Origin of the sequence: Streptomyces sp. DT2A-34, from assembly GCF_030499515.1 — a bacterium.
In the GTDB taxonomy this organism is placed as follows: domain Bacteria; phylum Actinomycetota; class Actinomycetes; order Streptomycetales; family Streptomycetaceae; genus Streptomyces.
In genome coordinates, this window is record NZ_JASTWJ010000001.1 from 5,557,416 (window position 1) to 5,579,950 (window position 22,535).

Consider the following 22,535-nt stretch of genomic DNA (forward strand, 5'->3'; position numbering starts at 1 on the left):
GACTTAACGGACTTACGGGAAGTCCAGCACAGCACGGCCGAGGGGCGGCACCAGCCCCTCGGCCGCCGCGCGTGTGAGCAGCCCCCGCACCGCCGCGTAGCCGTCCTCGCCGAGGTCGGCGGTGAACTCGTTGACGTACAGGCCGATGTGCTGGTCGGCGACGGTCGGGTCCATCTCCTGGGCGTGCTCCATGACATACGCGCGGGAGGCCTCGGGGTCGTCCCAGGCGGCCCGGACGGAGGTGCGGATCGAGTCGGCGAGCAGGGTCAGAGTGGCCGTGCCCAGGGACCTCTTCGCGATGATCGCGCCCAGCGGGATGGGCAGCCCGGTGGTGGCCTCCCAGTGCTCGCCCATGTCCGCGAGCTTGTGCAGCCCGTAGTGCTGGTACGTGAAGCGCGCCTCGTGGATGACGAGCCCCGCGTCGACCTTCCCGTCCCGCACGGCCGGCATGATCTCGTGGAACGGCATGACCACGATCTCGCCGACCCCGCCCGGGAGCGTGTCCGCCGCCCAGAGGCGGAACAGCAGGTACGCCGTCGACTTCTCGCTCGGTACGGCGACCGTACGACCAGCGAGGTCCACGCCCGCCATGGGGGTCCCCCCGCTTGAGCGAAGCCGAGAGTGGGGGAGCGTCAGCACCAGCGGGCCGCAGCCTCGGCCCAGCGCGCCGCCGCAGGGCAGCAGGGCGTACTCGCCGAGGACGTACGGCAGCACGGCGTACGACACCTTCAGCACGTCGAACTCGCCGCGCTCGGCCATGCCGTTGGTGATGTCGATGTCGGCGAAGGTGACGTCGAGGGCGGGGGCGCCGGGGACGCGGTCGTGGGCGAGGGCGTCGAAGACGAAGGTGTCGTTCGGGCAGGGGGAGTACGCGATCCGCAAGGGCTGTCGCTGCTGCTCACCGGTCATGCGGGTGCCAACCTTCCAGGACGGGTGCGAGCTTCCCGAAGGCCTCCGTGAGGGCCGCCAGCGCCTCGCCGATGCGCCAGGCGGCGCGGTCGCGCGGGCCGACGGGGTTGGAGACCGCGCGCAGCTCCAGCACGGGCGTGCGGTGCGCGGCCGCGGCCTCGGCGACGCCGAAGCCCTCCATGGCCTCCGCGAGGGCGGTGGGGTGGCGCTCGCGCAGTTCGGCGGCGCGGACGGCGGTGCCGGTCACCGTGGAGACGGTGAGGATCGCGCCGGGGCGCGCGCCGGTGGCGGTCGCCACCTCTCGTACGAGTGCTTCGGGAGGACGGTGGGTGACGGTGCCGAAGCCCAGCTCGGTGACGGGCAGGAAGCCGTCGGGGGTCTGCGCGCCCAGGTCGGCGACGGTGATCTCGTCGGCGACGACGAGGGCGCCGACGGGGGCGTGGGGCGCGAAGCCGCCCGCGATGCCGGCGGAGACGGCCAAGCCGTAGGGGGCGCCTTCGAGGGCGGCCCGAGTGAGGGCCGTGGCGGTGGCGGCGGCGGCCTGCGCGGGGCCCACACCGACGGCGATCACGTCGATGCCGGGCAGGTCGAGCGCCTGGGCCACCGCGTCCCGCTCAGCGGGGACCGCGGTGGCCACCAGGACACGTACGGCAGACGTGGTCAGCTGTCCTTCTTGAGCTTGAAGGACCACAGACCCGTCACGTCCTGCTCGCCCTCCTTGATCGACACCAGCGTGGAGTCGCCGCTGGCGCCGTACTGGGCGTTGAAGAACACGCTGCCCGGGATGGTGCGGTACGTCTTCTTGCTGGAGTCGGTGAGCGGCTGACCGTTCATGAGGACGGTCCAGCCCTTGTCCGCGATCTCCGGGTCGACTCCGAAGCGCACGGTGTCGTCGGGGTCCACCTTGATGGACTTGATGTCCTTGTCCTTCAGGCACTTGGCCAGATCCGCGGTCTTCAGGGCGTCGCCCTCGCCACCGCAGGTGGCCTCCGCGTTGACGGAGGAGGTGCCGACGGTGATCGTCGCCATCGGCGTCGGCTTGTCGCAGGCCGACAGGACGAGCAGTCCGGCGGAAACGGCGCCGGCGGCGGCGAGCGCGCGGTGGCGTCGCACAACGGCGCGGACATTAGCGGCTCCGCCGCGTGGCATCGAGGTCATGGGCGAAGGTTATCGGGCCCATGTGACGCCCTCTCCATGTGGGGGCGGCGTGCCGTACGTCAGGGGCCGGGCGAGCGCGTCAGTCCACGCGCGGCCGTGCGTGGCCGCCGTGCCGCGCCGAGCCGATCAGGCCCTTGATGGTGGTCAGCCAGCCGACGGCGACGATCGCCGCGCCGACCAGCAGGCCCAGGGAGCCCCTCAGCGGCAGCACGATGCCGACCGCGCCGCCGAGCACCCAGGACACCTGCAGCAGCGTCTCGGAGCGCGCGAACGCCGACGTACGGACCAGTTCGGGCACGTCCCGCTGGATCAGCGCGTCCAGCGACAGTTTGGCCAGCGCCTGCGCGAACCCCGCGGTCGCAGCGAGGAACGCCACCAGGACCGCGCCGAAGAAGACCGCGGCCGTGAGCGCCGCCAGCAGCACGAACCCCACGACGGTCACGATGATGATCTCGGGCGCCCGGGAGCGCAGCCACGCCCCCACCGCCGTACCGCACGCGTTACCGACCCCGGCCGAGCCGGCCACTATGCCCAGCGACACGGCCGCGCTCTGGCCGGACATCGGGTGCTCGCGCAGCAGGAACGCGAGGAAGAAGATCAGGAAGCCGGACAGGCAGCGCAGGGCGGCGTTGGCGCCGAGGGCGTGGGTGACGGCGATGCCGACCGTGCGCAGCCCGGGGCGCTTGACCGGCTTGAGGTGCGGCCCGTGCAGATGCTGCTCGTCGGCCGCCAGCAGCGCGGTGTCCTCGCCCTTGGCCGAGTCGACCTTCGGCGGCAGGGAGAACGACAGGAACGTACCCGCGATGAAGATCACGAAGGCGCCGTACAGCGGATAGCGCGGCCCCAGTGCCTGGAGCCCCGCGCCTATGGGCGCCGCGATACCGGTGGCGAGGAGGCCGCCCAGCGTGACCCGGGAATTGGCCTTCACCAACGAGAAGCGGGGTGGCAGCAGCCGGGGCACCACGGCGCTTCTGACGACGCCGTAGGCCTTCGAGGCGACCAGCACCCCGAGCGCGGCCGGATACAGCTCGATGCTGCCGGTGACGACCGCCCCGGACAGGACCAGCGCGAGCATCGCCCGGGCGAACATCGCCCCGGCCATCGCGGCGCGGCGGCCATGCGGAACCCGGTCGAGGAGCGGGCCGATCACCGGCGCGAGGACGGTGAACGGCGCCATGGTGATGCCGAGGTAGAGCGCGACCCGGCCGCGGGCCTCGTCGGTCGGGACGGAGAAGAAGACGGTGGAGGCGAGGGCGACGGTGATCATCATGTCCCCGGCGCCGTTCACCGCGTGCAGTTCGATCAGCTTGCCGAGGCCGGACTCACCGGCGCCGTGCGCGTGGGTCGCCTTGCGGATGCCGCGGGCGGTGCCGGTGAACGGGAAGTGCAGGGCACGGCCGATCGCACGGAAGGAGCCGCGCGTCCGGCCCGATCCGCCACCTCGATTCCGGCCCCCCTTGGCCCCACCGACACCGGTGGCTCCTTGGGGCGGCTTCGCGGTTGCCACGACGCAATAGTGCCCCGAGATGGGGGTGGGTAGTGCGGTTACGGCGCGTATGGAGGGCACGGTCTCGGGTCGGCCGAGGGTGACCGACGGGTCGCGGCCCGGTCTCGGCCCGGTTCCGGCACGGTTCCGACCCGGTTCCGGCACCCGCCGCGCAGCGGTGAAAGGGCCGTCGGTGTAGGCCCAGCGCTCGCGAACAGGTAGCGTGCGTATCTCAGCCATCCCGCACAATGGATGACGTAGGTGCGCCCGAGCGCGATTCGGATGCGGACGTCGACGCGGCCCACTGGTCCGCTCCGTTCGCTCCACCGCCTCAAGGCACCGCACCCGAGAGACGGCGTAGGAGAGAAGCGATACCTGTGAGCGCAGCGACAACGCGAAGCCGCACCCCCGACCGTCTGTGCGCCGAGGCGGTCGACCTCGCCCGCAGCGCAGCCGAGGAGGCCGCCGCGCCCGGCGTAGTGGGAGAGCACGCGGGCCTGCTCTCCGAAGGCGACCGCGTTGTCACGCACTTCTTCGAGTGCAAGGAACTCGGATACCGCGGCTGGCGCTGGGCGGTGACGGTGGCGAGGGCGTCGCGCGCGAAGCTCGTGACGCTGGACGAGGTGGTGCTGCTGCCGGGGCCGGACGCGCTGTTGGCCCCCGAGTGGGTCCCGTGGAGCGAGCGCCTGCGCCCCGGCGACATGGGCCCCGGCGACCTGCTCCCCACGGACGCCGAGGACCTCCGCCTGGAGCCCGGCTTCTCCGGCGAGGACGAGCCGGTGCCGAGCTCGGTCGTCTCGGAGGAGATGGCGGAGCTGGTGGAGGCGGAGGACGCGGAGGTCACCGCCGGCGCCCCCGCGAACCTTCTCGTCGCCCCCTCCCGTGGCTCCATCGCCGCGGTGGCGGAGGAACTGGGCATGCGCCGCGCCCGCGTCCTGTCCCGCTACGGCCTGCACATCGCCGCGGACCGCTGGGAGGAGGCGTACGGCGCGAAGACCCCCATGGCCCAGGCGGCCCCGGCGTCGTGTGTGACGTGTGGCTTCCTGGCGCCCATCGGCGGTTCGCTCGGCCAGGCCTTCGGAGTCTGCGCGAACGAGTTCTCCCCGGCGGACGGCCGGGTGGTGTCCCTGACGTACGGCTGCGGGGGCCACTCCGAGGCCGCGGTGATGCCCAAGCCACCGCGTCCGGCTCCGCCGGTGATCGACGAGACACGGGTGGATCCGTTCCCGCTGCGGCCGGCGGCGGATTCGGGGTCGGTGCTGGTGGGGGCGGACGAGGATTCGGCGGAGCTGGGGCACTCTTAGCGACGTCAGCTCCGCCGACCGTGGTTACTGGTTACTCGTCCGCGAAGATCTCGTCGGTGGAGGGAGCGGTGACGGCGCGCAGGAGCCAACGGTGCAGGGTCTCCAGGTCGCCGCAGTTGGTGATGCGCTGACGGGCGTCTTCCGGGACGTCGATGCCTCGTTCTGCCAGGACAGCCAGGATGTCCTTGGCGGCGCGTCGTGCTTCGCCTTCGGCACGGCCTTCGGCACGGCCTTCGTCGCGGATTTCTTCTGCGATGTACGACTTGTAGAAGGAGAGGTCCACGGCCACCAGGTTCCTCCAGAGTTCCGCGGCCGGGTGCTTGCCCAAGCCTTGTGAGATGAGTTCGGTGATCGGTTCGGCGATGGCCTGCGGGGTGTCCCGCAGCACGGTCGTCACTGCCTTCAGTATGGCCCCGACGTCCGGATTCTTGGCGTGGGTGATCGCCGACAGTGTGGCGAGCGCGAGGTCCTTGCGGACCTCGGTCGGATCGGTGATCACCGGCATGTTGTGCGGTCCCGCGACCAGCGGGCGCAGGGTGAGCAGAGGCCACTGGCGAGGGCCGAAGTTGACCTCGCGCGCGGCCCATTCCGCGGTGGCGCGGTCCTGGCAGACGACCAGCAGCATCGGCTGCAGCCGGTACTTCGTGAGTAAGTACGAGGCGTAGTACGCCCAGCTCGCCGGCTTGGCCGGGTCCTTCTGGCCCTGGGCCTCGATCGCGAGGAGCAACGGCTCGTCGTCCTCCGTCTCCAACCGTACGAGTGTGTCCACACGGCGTTCGACCGGGCTGGTCTCGGTGAGGTCGCTGGGCAGGACGGTGACCGAGGTGGGTGGGGCGAAGTCGATGCCCAGCACCTCGGAGACTCCGGAGAAGAGCCCCGGATAGTCCTGGAAGATGCGGTGCATCGCCTCGTGGGACGAGCTGACCATGGTGCGGTTTCGGGCCTTTCGTAGGTGTGTTGTGACTGGGCTGCCGCTCAGGCGGCTGGTACGGGATCGTGGATACGGCAGTCGCGGCAGCGGCCGGGCAGCGGTGAGCGGAAGGCTCGGTCGCAGCCTTCGCAGGTCTGGAAGGGGTGCCGGACGGGTGGCGGTGGTGCTGGGGCGCGGAATGGTGGCGGGGGCGGCAGTTGGGTGGTGAGGCGGTGGGCCAGGAGGGCTGCCGGGCGGCACAAGGGGCCGGGTGGCAGGTCGGTGGTCAGGGCGTGGCGTACGGCGGTGGGTGTCACGTCCCGTTCCAGCCAGGCCGCGACGCCGGGGGCCAGGTGGGCTGTGTCGTGCTGGCTGAGCAGTAGGCGGGGGTCGTCGTGGCGGCGGAGGTCCGCGAGGAGGTCGGTTGCCGTCTGGAGGAGGGTGGGGGCCGGGTAGGCGGGTTGCGGTACGGCGGGGAGGGGTTTGCGGGGTGACTGGGGGCGCTTCTTCCGGGGCGGGGCCGGGTGGTCCTGGTGGCGGCCCGGCTGGTTGCAGGAGATCGTGCGGGTGACGATGCGGCCGTTGGGGGTGCGTCGGCGTTCGCGGCGTAGGTAGCCGTGGGCTTCCAGTTCGCGTAGGGCTGCGGCGATGCGGGTGCTGCCCTCGGGGAAGCGGGCGGCGAGGGTCTTGATGTCGGTGCGGGCGCCTGTGGGGAGCGACTGGATGTAGACCGCCAGGCCGATGGCGAGGGCCGACAGCTCCGGGTGCTGGGCGAGGTGGTTGCCGATCACCGTGAAGCGGGTGGTGTGGCGGGCGTTGTCGTGGATGAGACCGCCCGCGGGGGTCTCTCGGTGGGGGTGGTTTTTGCCCGCGATACGGGACTGGGCGCGCGTGGGCGCGCTAGGGTTTTGGGTGTCCATCGGGAAGGCGCTTACTTCCTTGGTGGTCAGGCCCTCGCACTGGGATTGCCGTCCCGGCGAGGGCCGTCGTATGTCTGGGGCATATTCGCGGTTGTGTTGCGCCGAGCGTAAGGCAGGCAACAGCTCCCGAATCCAGCCGAGTTGGTGATGTTCACCCGCTTGGGTGAGTTTGCGCCGTGGGCGGGAGGGCGGGGTGGGGTTTGGTGGGGTTCTTTCACCCTCGTGTTTCTTGGAGGAGGAAGCCTGTAGCGCCGGAGCACGGGTTTCCGGGTGCCGGTGACAGGTCGATTTCGGCCCAGACCGTTTTGCGTGGGGGTGGTCCTGGGGCGACGCCCCAGCGGTCGGCCAATGCGTCGACGATGGTGAGGCCGCGGCCCGACTCCGCCTCCGGGGCGGGCTGTTCGGGGTGCGGTAGTCGGTCGGCTCGGGTGTCGGTGACTTCGATACGGAGGGTGTCGCCGACGACGTGGAGGAGCAGCGAGAAGTCCCGGCCGGGGATGCGGCCGTGGGTGGCGGCGTTGGCTGCCAGTTCGGCCACGATGTGCTTCGCCGGGTCCAAGGGAAGGCCCCAGTTGCGGAGTTGTTCGGTGGCGAGGAGGCGGGCGAGGCGGGCTCCGCGTGGGGTGGGGGACAGTTGCACGCTGAAGTTACGGATGTGGTTGTTGAGTTGGGGGAGCGGGGTCGCGGGGGCGGCGGCTTCTTGATTCACATCACTCAGCGTGGCCGTGCGTGCTTACTGTGAACAGTGACTCAGCGGGTGCGTACGGTGACTGTCCGGAGCTTGTCCGGTCGTGTCCGGGCTGTCGGGGCGGGCGGGCGTGCGGGTAGGGGCGCTGCTGCACTGCGGTGGTACGACGGAGGGGTAGGCATGACTGCGGTTGACGGCGATGGCGTACGGCTCAAGACCTAGGCAGATGAGCCGGGTTGGGAGGTCGATCCGGACGACGAGTGGGGCGTCGCGGTCATCGCGACGGTTGGGCGGCAGCTGAAGCTGCGGCGGGAGGCGGTGGGATGCGCGCTGCCGACTTCGGGAGGGCGGTCGGGTACGGCGAGGACATGGTCTACAAGATCGAGGGCGGGAAGCGGATTCCTCAGCGGGAGTACCTGGACAAGGCCGACGAGGTGTTGGACGCGGGTGGGCTCATCGCCGCCGCGTGGGAGGACGTGAAGAGGGTCCGGTACCCGAAGAAGGTGCGGGCGCTGGGGGAGATGGAGGCCAAGGCGGTCGAGCTCCAGCTCTACGATCCGCTGAACGTCCACGGTCTGTTGCAGACGCCGGAGTACGCACGCGGGCTCCTCCTGATGCGGCGCCCCGCATACACCGAGGACGAGGTGGAGCGGTTCATCGCGGCGCGCGTGGCACGCAAGACCGTATTCGAGCGCGACCCGGCGCCTGAACTCAGCTTCGTCCTGGAGGAGTGGACGCTGCGGCGTCCGCTCGGAGGCAGGATGGCGTTGCGTCGTCAGCTCGAACATCTGCTGGAGGCGGGGAAGTTGCGGAACGTCGAGCTTCAGGTGATGCCGATGGATCGCGAGGAGCATGCCGGGGTGGACGGTGGGATCGAGGTGCTGAAGTTCGAGGACGGCTCGGCAGTGGGGCGTTCGCCAGCCATGGCCAACGGCCGCCCGGTCACCGAGCCCAAGCAGCTCCGTATCCTTGAACTGCGGTATGGCATCATCCGGGCGCAGGCTCTCACACCACGTGAGTCGACGGCCTTCATTGCAACTGCTGGGGGAAACATGATCCGCAACGCCTCGGCCGGGAACGCCTCCGAGCTGGCGTGGTTCAAGAGCAGCTACAGCAGCGGCAGCGAGGGCGACTCCTGCGTCGAGATCGCCCCCACCCCCGCCACCATCCACATCCGCGACTCCAAGTACCGCGACACCAGCCCCCGCCTCGCCCTCGCCCCCCAGGCCTGGTCCGCTTTCGTCACGTACGCGTCTGAGGGGTCGGCGTGATCCGCAGGGCACTCGCCGGGGGGGCCTCCGAACTGGCGTGGTTCAAGAGCAGCTACAGCAGCGGCACCGATGGCAACTCCTGCGTCGAGATAGCGGCAGCGCCCCGCACCATCCACGTCCGTGACTCCAAGTACCGTGACGCCGGCCCCCGCCTCGCCCTCGCGCCGCAGGCCTGGTCCTCTTTCGTCACGTACGCAGCCCAGGCCTGACCCGACCCGCCTCGGTTCCCCGCGCTCTTGCGTCCCGCTCGCTCCGCGAGGGGTGCTGTCAGGAGCCCGGCCGTGGCCACGGCAACGGCCGGCAGGACGGAGTGGGAGTGAACCCCCGGCGTCCACTCCAGCAGCATCACTCCGACCAGGAAGGCCGACAGCCAGCCAGAGGCAGCGTCCGCGAGCCGGGCGGTAGGCGCGGAGTGGGCGAACGAGGCGCGCACCAGCCTGCGTATGGGAACGGTGACGGCAGCGGCGATAGCGGAGCAGGGCGCCAGAAGCAACAGTGCCCAGAACACCGACGCAAGTCCGTCGATCTCGATCGTCCCGGGAAACACTGCCACCGTGACGAGCAGAGCGAGCAGCATCACGAGGCCGACCATCGCGGTCACCAAAAGGATCAACCCGCCTATGACGGCTCGGGCGAGCCGCTTCTCATCAGGAGTTGACGGCTCGTCCTCCGCGTTGTGGTCCTCGTCTCCGGCCGGTACGGATCGTGCGTTCACGCCGTGCTCACCTCCAGTTCCTCCATCGTCCCGCCTGGCCAGGGGTGCAACCCTGACCTCACCAGGGCATGGGTGAGAGCGTGCTCGCCCCAGTTTTCGACGGCGTCGACGGCGTCGGCGATCTTGTTGCCGTACCTGGAGGCGTACGCGAGGCCTTCGGCGAGACGTGCTTGAGCACCTTGCCAAGCCACGTTCCGCCATGCCGGAAGCCGGCCACCACCAGCTTCCGCACGATGGTGCTCCAGCCGAACCGCGGGGACGCGGCCTTGCCCTCCAGATGGTTGGCGTAGGCCTCGAACTCGCGGTGAAAGCCAGGTCCGACGAGTTGGTCGCGGCGGTCTGGAGTACGGACCCGCTCGCGGTCGCAGCGGAGTCCCGCGTCTCTGACGCGGCCGCCAGGGGGGCGGTTACGCCCAGCGCCACGGCTGCGGCAGCCATGACAGCAGCCGCCTTGAGTACCCTTTTCCGGCGGCCGGGTCGACAGCGGGACGGCGCGTGGATATCCACGGTGTCACGTCGTGTTCCCCTCTTGCTCTGTTGGTCAGACAGATGCGCGACAGACGCCCCGATCGGTGAACCGCTGGTCAGGCGGGTCGGGGAAGGCGTGCCTCCGCCCTCGAGAGGCGGTCAAGAACGCCGGGCACGCAGCGCGTGGCGGATCAGCCGGGACGCGATGAAGTACAGCGCGGTGACGGACGCCCAGGCCGCAAGGAACCGAAGCGCGTCGTTCCTGTCGCCCTCGCTCCAGAGGATGGCGGTCACCCCCGGACCGCCGATCCACCAGAGGAAGACGATGATCGCGAAGACCGTCCAGGCCAGTCCGCTGAGGGACTCCCTGATCAACTCCAGCACTGTTCGACGCCCCCGGGCGCGCGAGATGTCCACATGATCAACCGCGCATCAGGCTCTCACCCCGGCCCCGGCTCGCCGAGGGCCGATGGAGCGGGGTCACGCCCAGCAGCCGTTGACCGTCGCGGCGAGGCCGTCCAGGGCGTCCTTGGTGTCGCCCGGGGAGGCGGTGGAGCCGTTCTCGATGAAGGAGAAGACCTTCCAGCGGCCGTCCTCCGCCTTGGTCATGCCGCTGAGGGCGATGGCGCCGGAGAGGGTGCCGGTCTTGCCCATGACCTTTCCGACGGCGCACTGGGAGTCCGCGGTGTCGAAGCGGCCCCACTCGGGGCCGAGGGTCTCGCCCGCCTTGCCCGCGATGGGAAGGCCGTCCTTGATGGACTTCAGGGTCTGGCTGTAACGGGGTTCGGTGCTCAGGTCGAGGATCTCCGCCAGGGTCCGGGCCGGGATCCTGGTGGAACGGGAGAGCCCGCTGCCGTCGTACATCTCGAAGTTGTCCAGAGACACGCCGTACCGCTGGCCGAGCACCTCGCGTACGACCGCCGTCCCGTCCTCGAACGTGGCCTGACGGCCGGCGCCGAGCGCGGTCATCCGCAGCAGCGTCTCGGCGATGTTGTTGTCGCTCACCTTGAGCATGTGCTTGACGATCTTGTTCAGCTTGTCGGACTGGTGCTGGGCGACGGGGACGTCTCCGGTCCCGGCCGCGCCGCGGGTGACGTCACCGGTGACAGTGACACCCCGGTCGGCGAGAAGCTTGGCGAAGGCCTGCCCCGCGTCCAGGGAGGTGTCCGTGACCGCGTGTCCGTCCACCACGAGGGACCGCACGGGCGCGATCTCGTTCGGGTAGTAGTCGGCGTTCCAGCCGGTGGCGAGGGCGGGCTCGGGGAAGAGGCTGTCGTCGACGCGGACCTTCACCGAGGTCAGACCGGCGTTCTTCAGGCCCGCGACCGCGGCCTTGGCCAGGGCGTCGAGGTCGTCGGTGGTCAGGGTGCGGTCGCCCCCGCCGACGAGGGTGAGCGTGCCGTCGCCGTAGACGACGTTGGTGGTGAACCGGTGGTCGGGACCGAGGACGGTCAACGCGGCCGTGGCGGTGGCGAGTTTGGTGTTGGACGCGGGCATCAGCGCCGTCGTCGCGTTGTGGCCCCAGATCACCTTGTCCGACTTGGCGTCGATGACGATACCGCTGAGGTTGCTGCCGAGGCGCGTGTCCTGGCTCCGCGTGGTGAGGTTGTCCACGATCTTCTGCTCGGCGGCGTCGAGTGCGGTGGCGGCGCTCTTCGCGTCGGCCTTGTCGGCGGCGAAGGCGGACGGAGCGGTCAGGATCGTCCCGGCTATGGGGGCGGTCGCCGCCATCACGAGCGTGCGGCGGACGGACGGGCTCATCGTCTTGGGCTTGCGGTGACGGCCACCGGATGTGGCCGTGCGGGGGTTGCTGGGCATGTGGGGGGGGGGCCTCGGTCTGGAGTGCGGTGCGGACAATCTTCTTGAAAGTGCAGGTAACAGGGGTGGGCAGAGTTACAACTGGCTACGTATGGAGGTATGTGGAGTAGATGTGGAGGTGTTGCGTAAGTGGAGTCGTGGGGGGTGGCGGTCGGTTTCAGCCGAGAACCCGGCATCTGGGCGCGCAGCTGAGCCGGTCACGCCGGCTCGGGAACTCCGCCGAGTGACGCGGGGCGCGCCCGGCCGGTGCGCGCGCATCCTGTGCTCTGAGCCCCGCTTCCCAAGCGGTACCTTCATCGTCAGCCGATGAGGAGAGTCAACGTGAGCAAGTTCGTGCGGCCCGCAGCCGAAGGCGCCGACCCCTTCGGTACGGCCCGTCTGCGCCGCGGTGTGCTGGACGCCTGGGCCACCAGCCCCGCCCGTTTCCGCGAGGACGCCAACGCCGAGGAGGATCTCGTCCTCGGCGGGTATCGGGACCGGCTCGTCGTCGAGCTTGCTCAGAACGCCGCCGATGCCGCAGCAAGGGCAGGGGTGCCCGGCAGGCTTCGGCTCACCCTGCGGGACGGGGTTCTCGTCGCCGCCAACACCGGCGCCCCGCTGGACGCCGCCGGCGTCGAGTCGCTGTCCACCCTCCGTGCCTCCGCCAAGCGGGACACCCAGCAGGGCTCCGTCGGCCGGTTCGGTGTCGGCTTCGCCGCCGTCCTCGCCGTCACCGACGAGCCGGCCGTCGTCGGGCGGCACGGCGGCATCCGCTGGTCCCTCGCCGAGGCCCGGGAGATGGCGAACGACACCGCGCGGCACAGCCCGGGGCTGGGGGATGAAATCCGGCGGCGGGACGGCCATGTGCCGCTCCTGCGGCTGCCGTTCGCCGCCGAGGGCACCGCCCCGGACCCGTACGACACCGCCGTCATCCTCCCCCTGCGCGACACCGCGGCCGCCGACCTCGCCGAGCGGCTGCTGCACGCCGTCGACGACGCGCTGCTCCTCGCCCTGCCCGGGCTTGAGGAGGTCGTGGTCGAGGTCGGCGACGCCGAGCCGCGCACGCTGCGGCGTCGTACCGACGGGCCCTTCACTGTCGTGGAGGACTCGCACAACGGCGTCACCCACTGGCGTACGGCCGCCGCCCACGGCCCGCTCACGCCCGAGCTCCTCGCCGACCGCCCGGTGGAGGAGCGGCTGCGGCCCCACTGGTCGCTGACCTGGGCCGTCCCCGTCAACGCCGCCGACAGCACGCCCGACCGGCCCCGCACGGCTCCGGTGGTCCACGCGCCCACCCCCAGCGACGAACCCCTCGGCGTCCCCGCCCTCCTCATCGCCTCCTTCCCCCTCGACACCACCCGCCGCCACGCCGCCCCCGGCCCGCTGACCGACTTCCTCGTGCAGCGGGCGGCCGATGCGTACGCCGAACTGCTCGCCGACTGGCGCCCGGTGAGCGAAGGCATCATCGGGCTCGTGCCCGGGCCGCTCGGCAAGGGCGAGCTGGACGGGGCCCTGCGCCAGGCGATCCTGGAGCGGCTGCCCCGTACTGCGTTTCTCCCGCCCGCCCACCCGGCCTTCCTCCCGCCGGCTGTCGAGCCGCGTGAGCACGACGACGAGTTGCCCGAGTCGCTCCGGCCCCGTGACGCCGAGGTCGTCGAAGGCGCCGGTGCCGAGACGGTGCGCGTCCTCGCCGAGGTGCTGCCCACCCTCCTGCCCGCCGGGCTCGAACGGCGTGTGGAGCTGCGGACCCTGGGCGTCGCCCGCGTCCCGCTCACCGACGCCGTCGACCGGCTCGCCGGGCTGGAGAAGGACCCGGGCTGGTGGCGGCGGCTCTACGACAGCCTCGCCGGGGTCGACCCGGACCGCCTGTCCGGCCTGCCCGTGCCGCTGGCCGACGGGCGCACCACCATCGGGCCCCGGCAGGTCCTGCTCCCCACCCCCGACGGCGCCTCCGTCGACCCCGAGGTCCTCGCCCGCCTCGGGCTCAAGGTCGCCCACCCGGACGCCGTCCACCCGCTCCTGGAGAAGCTCGGCGCCCTGCCGGCCACGCCCCGCGCGGTCCTCACCACGCCCCAGGTGCGTGCCGCCGTCGCCGCCTCCCTGGATGAGGACAGTGGCGTGAGCTGGGAGGAGGAGGCGCCCGACGCCGAGGAACTGGCCGACACCGTCCTCGCGCTCGTGCGGGACGCGGGTCTGGAGCCCGGTGACGAGCCGTGGCTCGGCGCCCTCGCCCTCCCCGACGAGGACGGCGAGCTGGCGCCCGCCGGTGAGCTCGTCCTCCCCGGCAGCCCCTTCGCCCAGGTCATGCGGGAGGACGAGCTCGCCGCCGTCGACGCCGAGCTGGCCGAGAGGTGGGGCGAGCAGCCTCTCGCCGCCTGTGGCGTCCTCGCCAACTTCGCCCTCGTCCGGGCCACGGACGTCGTCCTCGACCCGGATGAACTGGAGCCGCGCGAAGGGGACTTCGCCGAGCCCGACGACGCGGGTCTGCTGGACGCCGTCGACGTGTGGAGCGAGGACATCCTCGACCGGTTCCCGGACACGCCCGTACCGCCGGTCGCCACCGAGCTGATCGCCGTACGGGATCTCGACCTCGTCGACGACGACAAGTGGCCGCAGGCCCTCGCGCTGCTGGCCCAGCCGCCCCTCCGTGACGCGCTGACCCAGCAGGTACGGATCCTGCTGCCCGACGGCACGCATGAGGTCGTACGGCCGTACACGGCCTGGTGGCTACGGGGCAACCCGGTGCTGGACGGCCGCCGCCCGGCGGGCCTGCTGGCCTCCGGCGGCGACCCGCTCCTGCGCGGCCTGTACGACGAGGCGGACGCGACCGGCTTCGAGGACGAGCAGGTGCTGCGGGCGCTGGGTGTGCGGACGTCCGTCGCCGCGCTGCTCGACGAGCCGGGCGGCGCCGCCGAGCTCCTCGACCGGCTCGCCGACCCGGAGCGCCCCGTCACCTCGCCCCAACTGCACGCGCTGTACGGCGCCTTGGCCGATCTGGACCCCGAGCAGGTGACCCTGCCGGACGAGCTGCGGGCCGTCGTGGACGGGCGGGTGGAGGTCGTGGACGCGGCCGACGCGGTGGTCGTGGACTCGCCGGACCTGCTGCCCTTCACCGACCGTGTGCCGCTGCTTCCCGTACGGCCGTCCCGGGCCGCCGAGCTGGCCGAGCTGTTCCAGGTGCGGCGGCTGAGCGAGTCCGTCACCGGGGAGGTGACGAGCGAGGGCACCGAGCATGACGTACCGGAGTCGGTACGGGTGCTGCTCGGCGCGCGGACCCCCAAGTCGTACGTCGAACACGAGGAACTCGTCGTCGAAGGTGTGGAGATCGACTGGCGGCTGACCAACGACGGTGTCCTGCACGCCGCCACCTTGGAGGGCGTGGCCGCGGGGCTCGCGTGGGCGGCCGGGCAGTGGCCGCGGCGGTTCGAGGTCGCCGCCCTGCTGGAGGATCCGTCCAGGACGGCGGAACTGGCCCGCGACCGCTGGTTCGACTGAGCCCTCCGGGCGGGCCCGGCCGGTGATGACGTGTCCGCACGAATTCTTCACCGGCCGTACAACCATTCGTGTCCTTCGCGGATCTGATCATGCGAGTCAACAGACTCCTTGATCACTTGGGGCCCCGCGAGACGACGAGCCGTTGGGAACGACCATCGCCGGGGTCCCTTTCTCCCTATGGAGATCGCATGCGCATTCGTGCCACCGTGGCCGCCGTCTCCGGCGCCCTGGCCCTCTCCGCCCTCGCTGTGCCGGCCTCGCAGGCCGCCGACGCCCCGTCGTACAGCAAGGAAGACGTCCGGGCGGCCGTGCAGGCGGCGCGTCAGGCGGACGCCGACGGCGCCGCCCGCAGCACCTTCGCCGCCGAGGACACGGGCACGCCGTACGCCCTGGACCTCTCCTTCTCCAACGTGAAGATCAACAGCGGTAAGCCGATCGTCGCCGGCATCAGCAACCCGGTGACCGTCCCGGTGACCTACACGGTCACCCACGAAGCGGGCATGGACCTCAACGCCGCCGACCTCATGCTCGACGTCGAGATCTACCGCGGCACCACGTACGAGGACGCGACCAAGGTTCTCTACGGTGACGACTGGCCGGTCTGCACCCCCACCTCGTCGACCACCGACACCTGCAAGGGCACCATCGCCGTCTACCCGGAGTTCGAGCTGGTGAACGCCGACGCCACCACGTGGAAGGCCGGCGGCTACGCGATCGACTGGAACGACCAGGACCCGGACTCCGAGGACATCGACTGGAGCAAGGTCGGCTTCGCCATGCAGGACGGCCTGGGCTCCACCAAGCTGCAGCGTTACTCCAAGCTGACGGTGAACGCCTCGCCGGAGCCGGTCAAGAAGGGCAAGACCATCACGGTCACCGGCAAGCTGTCGCGCGCCAACTGGGAGACCCACAAGTACGCGGGCTACTCCACCCAGTCGGTGAAGCTGCAGTTCCGCAAGAAGGGCACCAGCACCTACACCACGCTGAAGACCATCAAGACGAACACCTACGGCGACCTGAAGACCACGGTCACCGCGTCCACGGACGGCTACTTCCGCTACCGCTTCGAGGGCACCTCGACCACCCCGGCGGTCAGCGCCACGGGTGACTTCGTCGACGTGCAGTAGGCAGCGGGGCAGTAGGCAGTAGGGCAGCACGGCAGAAACAGGGCAGGCGTCACGAACTTCCCGGTCGCCGCCGGGAGTTCGTGACGAAGCTCACGAAGATTCCGTACCCGCCGCACAACCGGTGACCCCCGTCGCCTATCTGATCACATGGGTCAACAGGCCCCACGATCACCCGGGCCCCGACGTGACCGGCAGTGCACGGAACGACGACCAGCGGGGCCCCTTTCCGTACCAGGGGAACGCATGCGCATCAGAGCCACCGTGGCCGCCGTCTCCGGCGCCCTGGCCCTCTCCGCCCTCGCCGTTCCGGCCGCGCAGGCCGACGACTCCGCCGCCGCCCAGCGCGCGGACGTCGCGAAGATCCGCCAGGCCGCGCACGCGGCGTCCGGCAGGGCCGTGGCCGAGGAGGGCAAGCCGTACGCCCTGAACGTCACCTTCTCCAACTTCAAGATCGCCAAGGCGGTCAAGGTCGGCACGACCAACCACGTCGCGACCACGGTGACGTACACGCTGACCCACGGCGAGGACGTCGACATCGCCGCCGCCGACTTCGTCACCGACCCCATCGTCTACCGGGGCTCCGCCACCGCGCCGGACAACATGCTCTACGGCAACAAGCCGGCCAAGTGCACCGCGACCTCGGCGACCACCGCCAACTGCAAGGGCACCATCGACGTCTACCCGGGCAGCCACGAGCTGATCAACTCGGACGCGGGGACGTGGCGCGCCGCGGCCGAGGCCACCGCCTTCAACGGCCAGGACCCGGACGGCGAGACCTTCGACATCACCAAGGTCGGCTACAAGGGCCAGAGCGGCCTCGGCACCACGCTGATCCAGCGCTTCTCCAAGCTGACGGTGAACGCCTCGCCGGAGCCGGTGAAGAAGGGCAAGACCATCACCGTCACCGGCAAGCTGTCCCGCGCCAACTGGGAACGCGGCACCTACAACGGCTATGTCGAGCAGCCGGTGAACCTGCAGTTCCGCAAGAAGAACAGCAACACCTACACCACAGTGAAGACCATCAAGACCAACGCGACGGGCGAGCTGAAGACCACGGTCAAGGCCACCGAGGACGGCTACTTCCGCTACACCTTCGCGGGCACGACGACGACCCCGGCGGCCACCGCCACGGGTGACTTCGTCGACGTGCAGTAGCAACCGCCGTAGCGACTACGCCGGGAAACGGCGGTCGACCCACTTCCATGTGAACTCCAGGGCGACCGCCGCCACCGCCGACACCCCCACCGCGATCCACGGCATCGTCATCCCGACCAGCCGCAGCGCGAAGAACTCCTGCAGCCACGGCACCACCAGCACCAGCAGGAACCCGAGGCCCATCGCGGCCACCAGCGCCAGACGCCACCAGGTGTACGGCCGGGCGATGATCGCCAGCACCCACATCGAGATCAGGAACAGCGTCAGCGTCGCCACGCTCGTCTCTGCGTCCAGCGCGCCGTCCCCGCTGTAGTAGTGACGGGCGATCAGATACGTCGCGAAGGTCGCCACCGCGGCCACCAGCCCGCCCGGGATCGAGTACCGCATCACGCGCCGTACGAAATGGGGTTTCGCGCGTTCCTTGTTGGGCGCGAGGGCCAGGAAGAACGCCGGGACGCCGATGGTGAGGGTGGAGAGCAGGGTCAGATGGCGGGGCAGGAAGGGGTACTCCACCTGCGAGAACACCACCATCAGCGCCAGCAGCACCGAGTAGACGGTCTTCACCAGGAAGAGTGTCGCCACCCGCGTGATGTTGCCGATCACCCGCCGCCCCTCCGCGACCACCGAGGGCAGCGTCGCGAAGCTGTTGTTGAGCAGCACGATCTGCGCGACCGCCCGGGTCGCCTCCGAGCCCGAGCCCATCGCCACGCCGATGTCGGCGTCCTTCAGGGCCAGGACGTCGTTCACCCCGTCGCCGGTCATGGCGACGGTGTGCCCGTGGGACTGGAGCGCGCCGACCATGTCCCGCTTCTGCTGCGGGGTGACCCGCCCGAACACCGTGCCGTCGTCGAGGGCCGTCGCCATGCCGTCCTGGTCGTGGGGGAGCGTGCGCGCGTCGAGCGTCGTACCGGTCAGGCCGAGCTTGTCCGCGACCGCGCCCACGGACACCGCGTTGTCGCCGGAGATCACCTTCGCCCGGACGTTCTGCTCGGCGAAGTAGCGCAGGGTGTCGGCGGCGTCGGGCCGCAGTCGCTGTTCCAGTACGACGAGGGCGGCGGGCTTGGCGCTGTCCGTGACGTCGGGATCGTCGAGGTCGCGGCCGGCGCGGGCGAGCAGCAGGACCCGTAGGCCCTGTTCGTTCAGCCGGTCGGTTTCGGCCAGGGCCGGGTCGTCGGCGGCCAGGAGCACGTCGGGGGCGCCCAGCAGCCAGGTGCTGGCCTCGCCGTTGCCCTCGCTGAAGGTGGCGCCGCTGTACTTGCGGGCGGAGGAGAAGGGCAGGGACTCGGTGCAGCGCCAGTCCTCGGCGTCGGGGTAGGCGTCGATGACGGCCTGGAGGGAGGCGTTGGGGCGGGGGTCGGACTCGCCGAGGGCGCCCAGCACTTTCCGTATGTACTCCTCGTCGCCGCCGCTCAGCGGGCGCAGCTCGGTGACGTCCATGCCGCCCTCGGTGAGGGTGCCGGTCTTGTCGAGACAGACCGTGTCGACGCGGGCGAGACCCTCGATGGCGGGGAGCTCCTGCACCAGGCACTGTTTGCGGCCGAGCCGGATGACGCCGATGGCGAAGGCGACCGAGGTGAGGAGCACAAGCCCCTCCGGGACCATGGGGACGATGCCGCCGACGGTCCGGGCGATCGAGTCGTCGAGCTCGTTGTCCTTGGCGACCAACTGGGTGATGATCAGGCCGATCGCGGCCGGGACCATCATCCAGGTCACGTACTTGAGGATGGTGGAGATGCCGGAGCGCAGCTCGGAGTGGACGAGCGTGAAGCGCGAGGCCTCCTCGGCGAGCTGGGCGGCGTAGGCCTCGCGGCCGACCTTGGTGGCCTGGAAGGCGCCGCCCCCGGCGACGACGAAACTGCCGGACAGCACCTGGTCTCCCGGCCGCTTGACGACGGGGTCCGCCTCCCCGGTGAGCAGCGACTCGTCGATCTCCAGCCCGTCGGCCTCGACGCACACCCCGTCCACGACCGCCTTGTCACCCGGCCCGATCTCTATCAGGTCGTCCAGCACGATCTCCGAGGTACTGACCTCGGCGGCGGCCCCGTCCCGCCGCACGGTGGGCCGCGCCTCACCGATCACGGCGAGCGAGTCGAGGGTCTTCTTCGCCCGCCACTCCTGGATGATCCCGATGCCGGTGTTGGCCAGGATCACGAAGCCGAACAGGCCGTCCTGGATCGGCGCGACGCACAGCATGATCACCCAGAGCACGCCGATGATCGCGTTGAACCGGGTGAAGACGTTGGCGCGGACGATGTCGGCCAGGGACCGGCTGCTGCGCACCGGCACGTCGTTGACCTGCCCCCGCGCGACCCGCTCGGCCACCTCGGCCGCGGTCAGCCCACCCGTCGCCACCGTGACGGAGGCGGGATGCACCGGGGTGTCCACTTCGGCGCCCGCGTCGGTATGCGTCATGCATTCGACGGTACGTGCGGATGTGCGGCTTCACCCGCCGAGTGGGCGGAAGTTCCGACGTGGGGAGGACCGGAACGGCCCGATGTGGTGCCGTGGTTGTACGCCCTCAGTCGGTGGCGGGAGCCTTGGTCTCGTCGGCTTCCGCCGGCGCCGCCGCCCTCTTGAGCGCCGCGTCGCGCCTGCGGACGTACCAGATGCCGATCAGCCCGAGGCCGCCGCCGGCCAGGCAGGTCCACACCCACTTGGTGAGTTCGTGGTCGGCGAACCAGCCGTAGAAGGGCAGCTGGACGACGAAGAGGACGAACCAGAGGATCGTGCCGCCGGTGATGGTGGCGACCACGGGGCCCTCCAGGGGCTCCGGCGCCTCGTGCTTGGGGGTCCACTTCGCCATGGGGGACAGCTTACGAGGCGATCGGGTCTACGCGCGGAGATAGCCGATGTCGCACTTATATGTTCATACTGAAACGGTTTGTGTCTGACTGCTTCTCTTCGTAGGAAACACCGAACACATGCCCTCCTCGGCCCCCGCCAAGGTCCCCGCCCCTGAACAGCCGGGAGCCGGCCCCGCATACGGCGCACTCGACCGCTTCTTCAAGATCTCCGAACGCGGCAGCACGTTGCCCCGTGAAATCCGCGGCGGTTTCGCCACCTTCTTCGCGATGGCCTACATCATCGTGCTGAACCCGATCATCCTCGGCAGCGCGAAGGACATGTACGGCCACCAGCTCGACAACGGACAGCTGGTCACCGCGACGGCCGTCACGGCGGCGTTCACCACGCTCCTGATGGGCGTCATCGGCAACGTGCCGATCGCGCTGGCCGCCGGTCTGGGTGTGAACTCGGTGGTCGCGCTCCAGCTGGCGCCCCGGATGTCCTGGCCGGACGCCATGGGCATGGTGGTGCTCGCCGGCTTCGTGGTCATGCTGCTGGTCGCCACCGGTCTGCGCGAGCGCGTCATGAACGCCGTGCCCTACAGCCTGCGCAAGGCCATCTCCATCGGCATCGGCCTGTTCATCATGCTGATCGGCCTCGTCGACTCCGGCTTCGTCTCCCGCATCCCGGACGTCGCCCAGACGACCGTGCCCCTTCAGCTCGGCGGGGACGGTCACCTCAACGGCTGGCCGGTCCTGGTGTTCATCCTCGGTGTGCTGCTCACCCTCGCTCTCATCGTGCGCAAGGTCTCCGGCGCGATTCTCATCTCGATCGTCGCGATGACCGTGCTCGCCGTCGTCATCGAGGCGGTCGTGACGGTGCCGTCCTGGGGTCTGACGACCCCGAAGTGGCCCGGCAACCCGGTCGCGAGCCCCGACTTCGGCCTGATCGGCCAGGTCGGCCTCTTCGGCGGCTTCGAGAAGGTCGGCGCGCTGACCGGCACCCTCTTCGTCTTCACGGTCCTGCTGTCCTGCTTCTTCGACGCCATGGGCACGATCATGGGCGTCAGCGACGAGGCCAAGCTGACCGACGCCCAGGGGCAGATGCCCGGCATCAACAAGGTCCTGTTCGTGGACGGCCTCGCCGTCGCCGCGGGCGGCGCGAGCTCCTCCTCGGCCACCACCGCCTTCGTGGAGTCCACGGCCGGCGTCGGCGAGGGCGCCCGTACCGGTTTCGCGAACGTCGTCACCGGCGGCCTGTTCGGTGTGGCGCTGTTCCTGACGCCCGTGGCCACGATGGTCCCGTCCCAGGCGGCCACCCCGGCCCTGCTCGCCGTCGGCTTCCTGATCCTGGCGAACTCCGTCAAGGAGATCGACTGGGCCGACTACACGGTCGCGATCCCGGCCTTCGTGACGATGGTGATGATGCCGTTCACCTACTCGATCACCAACGGCATCGGTATGGGCTTCATCACCTTCGCGGTGCTGCGGCTGGCCGCCGGGCGGGGCCGTGAGGTGCCGGTCGCGATGTATGTCGTGGCGGCGGTGTTCGGCTTCCACTACCTGATGCCGGCGCTGGGCCTCACGTAAGGCCGTAGAACTTCTCGGTCTCCTCGACCGCGGACTGGAACCGCTCGTCGAAGTCATCGCGGATGAGCGTCCGGACTACGTAGTCCTGGACGCTCATTCCTCTTTTCGCCGCATGCTCTCGGAGTCGTTCGAGCAGCTCGTGGTCTATCCGCAGGCTGAGCACGCTGGTCCCCATGGACACGAGGGTTGCGGTACCCGCCGGTCCGCCGTGTCACGTTCCACCACGGGATCACCCGGATGAGTGATGCTGAACCCGGTGGTCTTTAGTCAGGGTAATGAGTTACCCTAAAGAACATGTCGGACCTTACCCATGGCGACGACACTGCCGCCGTGAACTCTCTACGCTCCGCTGTGATGCGACTGTCACGCCGACTCAAGCACCAGCGGGTCGACGAGTCGCTGAGCCCCACCGAGATGTCGGTGCTGGGCACCCTCTCCCTCTGCGGCAAGGCCACCCCCGGTGAGCTGGCCCGCAAGGAGCACGTCCAGCCGCCGTCGATGACCCGCATCGTCGCTCTGCTGGAGGCCAAGGGACTGGTCCGTCTGGAGCCGCACCCGGAGGACCGGCGCCAGAAGGTCGTCACGAAGACCGAGCAGGCCGAGGCGATGCTCGAGGAGAGCCGCCGCAAGCGCAACGCCTTCCTGGCCGCCCTGGTCGAGGGCCTCGACGAGGACGAGTGGGCGAAACTGCGCGCCGCCGCCCCCGTGCTGGAGAAGCTCGCACACCTGTAAGCCGTATTCGCGAGGAGGCGAACACTT

21 protein-coding genes and 1 pseudogene are annotated in these 22,535 nt (G+C 70.3%); 9 read left to right on the forward strand and 13 right to left on the reverse strand.

Annotated features, from left to right (window positions below):
- Window positions 1-12: 12 nt before the first annotated feature.
- The 4 genes from QQM39_RS24815 to QQM39_RS24830 form a co-directional block, all read right to left on the reverse strand.
- A complete protein-coding gene (locus QQM39_RS24815) occupies window positions 13-909 on the reverse strand; it encodes a 1,4-dihydroxy-6-naphthoate synthase (protein WP_301999734.1) in 897 nt (298 codons plus the stop codon).
- Window positions 899-1,600, reverse strand: a complete 702-nt coding sequence (locus tag QQM39_RS24820) for a futalosine hydrolase (RefSeq protein WP_301999735.1) — start codon at window positions 1,598-1,600, stop codon at window positions 899-901. Before QQM39_RS24820 ends, QQM39_RS24815 begins: the two co-directional genes overlap by 11 nt.
- The gene (locus QQM39_RS24825) at window positions 1,570-2,067 is read right to left on the reverse strand and encodes a DUF2771 domain-containing protein (RefSeq protein ID WP_301999736.1); all 498 of its coding nucleotides are present in this window, start codon (window positions 2,065-2,067) and stop codon (window positions 1,570-1,572) included. Before QQM39_RS24825 ends, QQM39_RS24820 begins: the two co-directional genes overlap by 31 nt.
- Before the next feature lie 79 nt (window positions 2,068-2,146).
- Window positions 2,147-3,574 carry an MFS transporter gene (locus QQM39_RS24830; protein WP_301999737.1) on the reverse strand — a complete coding sequence of 476 codons (1,428 nt, stop codon included), beginning with the start codon at window positions 3,572-3,574 and terminating at the stop codon, window positions 2,147-2,149.
- Window positions 3,575-3,930: 356 nt separating this feature from the next.
- Between QQM39_RS24830 and QQM39_RS24835 the strand changes: the two genes are divergently transcribed.
- Window positions 3,931-4,857, forward strand: coding sequence for a DUF3027 domain-containing protein (locus QQM39_RS24835; RefSeq protein ID WP_301999738.1), 927 nt, complete (start codon window positions 3,931-3,933; stop codon window positions 4,855-4,857).
- A 31-nt stretch (window positions 4,858-4,888) separates the two neighbouring features.
- Here the strand turns inward: QQM39_RS24835 and QQM39_RS24840 are convergent, their stop codons facing one another.
- The 3 genes from QQM39_RS24840 to QQM39_RS24850 form a co-directional block, all read right to left on the reverse strand.
- Window positions 4,889-5,785 (reverse strand): hypothetical protein, encoded by an 897-nt coding sequence (locus QQM39_RS24840; RefSeq protein WP_301999740.1) that lies wholly within the window; start codon window positions 5,783-5,785, stop codon window positions 4,889-4,891.
- Window positions 5,786-5,832: 47 nt separating this feature from the next.
- Window positions 5,833-6,687: a helix-turn-helix domain-containing protein gene (locus tag QQM39_RS24845; RefSeq protein ID WP_301999741.1), complete on the reverse strand. Its 855-nt coding sequence runs from the start codon at window positions 6,685-6,687 to the stop codon at window positions 5,833-5,835.
- A 214-nt stretch (window positions 6,688-6,901) separates the two neighbouring features.
- On the reverse strand, window positions 6,902-7,396 hold the full coding sequence (locus QQM39_RS24850) for an ATP-binding protein (RefSeq protein ID WP_301999742.1): 495 nt from the start codon (window positions 7,394-7,396) through the stop codon (window positions 6,902-6,904).
- A 159-nt stretch (window positions 7,397-7,555) separates the two neighbouring features.
- Between QQM39_RS24850 and QQM39_RS24855 the strand changes: the two are divergent.
- The 3 genes and pseudogenes from QQM39_RS24855 (at window position 7,556) to QQM39_RS24865 (ending at window position 8,855) form a co-directional block, all read left to right on the forward strand.
- Window positions 7,556-8,431: pseudogene (locus tag QQM39_RS24855) on the forward strand (helix-turn-helix transcriptional regulator).
- The gene (locus QQM39_RS24860; RefSeq protein WP_301999743.1) at window positions 8,428-8,646 is read left to right on the forward strand and encodes a DUF397 domain-containing protein; all 219 of its coding nucleotides are present in this window, start codon (window positions 8,428-8,430) and stop codon (window positions 8,644-8,646) included. The pseudogene QQM39_RS24855 and the gene QQM39_RS24860 overlap by 4 nt, the downstream one beginning before the upstream one ends.
- Window positions 8,643-8,855, forward strand: a complete 213-nt coding sequence (locus tag QQM39_RS24865; protein ID WP_301999744.1) for a DUF397 domain-containing protein — start codon at window positions 8,643-8,645, stop codon at window positions 8,853-8,855. Before QQM39_RS24860 ends, QQM39_RS24865 begins: the two co-directional genes overlap by 4 nt.
- 502 nt (window positions 8,856-9,357) lie before the next feature.
- On the opposite strand, the gene QQM39_RS24870 is transcribed toward QQM39_RS24865, so the two are convergent.
- From QQM39_RS24870 to dacB, 3 genes are all read right to left on the reverse strand, one after another.
- Complete coding sequence (locus QQM39_RS24870; RefSeq protein ID WP_301999745.1) at window positions 9,358-9,552, reverse strand: hypothetical protein; 195 nt, start codon at window positions 9,550-9,552, stop codon at window positions 9,358-9,360.
- A 436-nt stretch (window positions 9,553-9,988) separates the two neighbouring features.
- Window positions 9,989-10,204, reverse strand: coding sequence for a hypothetical protein (locus tag QQM39_RS24875; RefSeq protein ID WP_301999746.1), 216 nt, complete (start codon window positions 10,202-10,204; stop codon window positions 9,989-9,991).
- Between the two features lie 105 nt (window positions 10,205-10,309).
- A complete protein-coding gene (gene dacB / locus QQM39_RS24880) occupies window positions 10,310-11,590 on the reverse strand; it encodes a D-alanyl-D-alanine carboxypeptidase/D-alanyl-D-alanine-endopeptidase (RefSeq protein ID WP_302003713.1) in 1,281 nt (426 codons plus the stop codon).
- Between the two features lie 378 nt (window positions 11,591-11,968).
- Here dacB and QQM39_RS24885 point away from each other — a divergent pair, with 378 nt between their 5' ends.
- From QQM39_RS24885 to QQM39_RS24895, 3 genes are all read left to right on the forward strand, one after another.
- Window positions 11,969-15,121, forward strand: coding sequence for a molecular chaperone Hsp90 (locus tag QQM39_RS24885; protein WP_301999747.1), 3,153 nt, complete (start codon window positions 11,969-11,971; stop codon window positions 15,119-15,121).
- 188 nt (window positions 15,122-15,309) lie between these two features.
- The gene (locus tag QQM39_RS24890; RefSeq protein WP_301999748.1) at window positions 15,310-16,248 is read left to right on the forward strand and encodes a hypothetical protein; all 939 of its coding nucleotides are present in this window, start codon (window positions 15,310-15,312) and stop codon (window positions 16,246-16,248) included.
- 243 nt (window positions 16,249-16,491) lie between these two features.
- Entirely contained in the window at window positions 16,492-17,403 is a 912-nt protein-coding gene (locus QQM39_RS24895) for a hypothetical protein (RefSeq protein ID WP_301999749.1), read from the forward strand.
- 15 nt (window positions 17,404-17,418) lie between these two features.
- On the opposite strand, the gene QQM39_RS24900 is transcribed toward QQM39_RS24895, so the two are convergent.
- Together QQM39_RS24900 and QQM39_RS24905 are read right to left on the reverse strand one after the other, a co-directional pair.
- Window positions 17,419-19,815: an HAD-IC family P-type ATPase gene (locus QQM39_RS24900; protein WP_301999750.1), complete on the reverse strand. Its 2,397-nt coding sequence runs from the start codon at window positions 19,813-19,815 to the stop codon at window positions 17,419-17,421.
- A gap of 106 nt (window positions 19,816-19,921) precedes the next feature.
- The gene (locus QQM39_RS24905; protein ID WP_301999751.1) at window positions 19,922-20,206 is read right to left on the reverse strand and encodes a DUF2530 domain-containing protein; all 285 of its coding nucleotides are present in this window, start codon (window positions 20,204-20,206) and stop codon (window positions 19,922-19,924) included.
- A 118-nt stretch (window positions 20,207-20,324) separates the two neighbouring features.
- On the opposite strand from QQM39_RS24905, the gene QQM39_RS24910 reads away from it, so the two are divergent.
- Window positions 20,325-21,776, forward strand: a complete 1,452-nt coding sequence (locus QQM39_RS24910; protein WP_301999752.1) for an NCS2 family permease — start codon at window positions 20,325-20,327, stop codon at window positions 21,774-21,776.
- On the opposite strand, the gene QQM39_RS24915 is transcribed toward QQM39_RS24910, so the two are convergent.
- On the reverse strand, window positions 21,769-21,951 hold the full coding sequence (locus QQM39_RS24915) for a CopG family antitoxin (protein ID WP_048581217.1): 183 nt from the start codon (window positions 21,949-21,951) through the stop codon (window positions 21,769-21,771). The two genes, QQM39_RS24910 and QQM39_RS24915, sit on opposite strands and share 8 nt — an antisense overlap.
- A 119-nt stretch (window positions 21,952-22,070) precedes the next feature.
- Here QQM39_RS24915 and QQM39_RS24920 point away from each other — a divergent pair, with 119 nt between their 5' ends.
- Window positions 22,071-22,508, forward strand: a complete 438-nt coding sequence (locus QQM39_RS24920) for a MarR family winged helix-turn-helix transcriptional regulator (RefSeq protein ID WP_301999753.1) — start codon at window positions 22,071-22,073, stop codon at window positions 22,506-22,508.
- Window positions 22,509-22,535 lie beyond the last annotated feature (27 nt).

Bases quoted from the DNA above. Each gene is read 5' to 3' on its own strand.
- QQM39_RS24815 (WP_301999734.1), bottom strand. From the start codon at position 909: ATGACCGGTGAGCAGCAGCGACAGCCCTTGCGGATCGCGTACTCCCCC.
- QQM39_RS24920 (WP_301999753.1), top strand. From the start codon at position 22,071: ATGTCGGACCTTACCCATGGCGACGACACTGCCGCCGTGAACTCTCTA.
- QQM39_RS24825 (WP_301999736.1), bottom strand. From the start codon at position 2,067: ATGACCTCGATGCCACGCGGCGGAGCCGCTAATGTCCGCGCCGTTGTG.
- QQM39_RS24890 (WP_301999748.1), top strand. From the start codon at position 15,310: ATGCGCATTCGTGCCACCGTGGCCGCCGTCTCCGGCGCCCTGGCCCTC.
- dacB (WP_302003713.1), bottom strand. From the start codon at position 11,590: ATGAGCCCGTCCGTCCGCCGCACGCTCGTGATGGCGGCGACCGCCCCC.
- QQM39_RS24860 (WP_301999743.1), top strand. From the start codon at position 8,428: ATGATCCGCAACGCCTCGGCCGGGAACGCCTCCGAGCTGGCGTGGTTC.
- QQM39_RS24900 (WP_301999750.1), bottom strand. From the start codon at position 19,815: ATGACGCATACCGACGCGGGCGCCGAAGTGGACACCCCGGTGCATCCC.
- QQM39_RS24905 (WP_301999751.1), bottom strand. From the start codon at position 20,206: ATGGCGAAGTGGACCCCCAAGCACGAGGCGCCGGAGCCCCTGGAGGGC.
- QQM39_RS24910 (WP_301999752.1), top strand. From the start codon at position 20,325: ATGCCCTCCTCGGCCCCCGCCAAGGTCCCCGCCCCTGAACAGCCGGGA.
- QQM39_RS24895 (WP_301999749.1), top strand. From the start codon at position 16,492: ATGCGCATCAGAGCCACCGTGGCCGCCGTCTCCGGCGCCCTGGCCCTC.
- QQM39_RS24840 (WP_301999740.1), bottom strand. From the start codon at position 5,785: ATGGTCAGCTCGTCCCACGAGGCGATGCACCGCATCTTCCAGGACTAT.
- QQM39_RS24915 (WP_048581217.1), bottom strand. From the start codon at position 21,951: ATGGGGACCAGCGTGCTCAGCCTGCGGATAGACCACGAGCTGCTCGAA.
- QQM39_RS24845 (WP_301999741.1), bottom strand. From the start codon at position 6,687: ATGGACACCCAAAACCCTAGCGCGCCCACGCGCGCCCAGTCCCGTATC.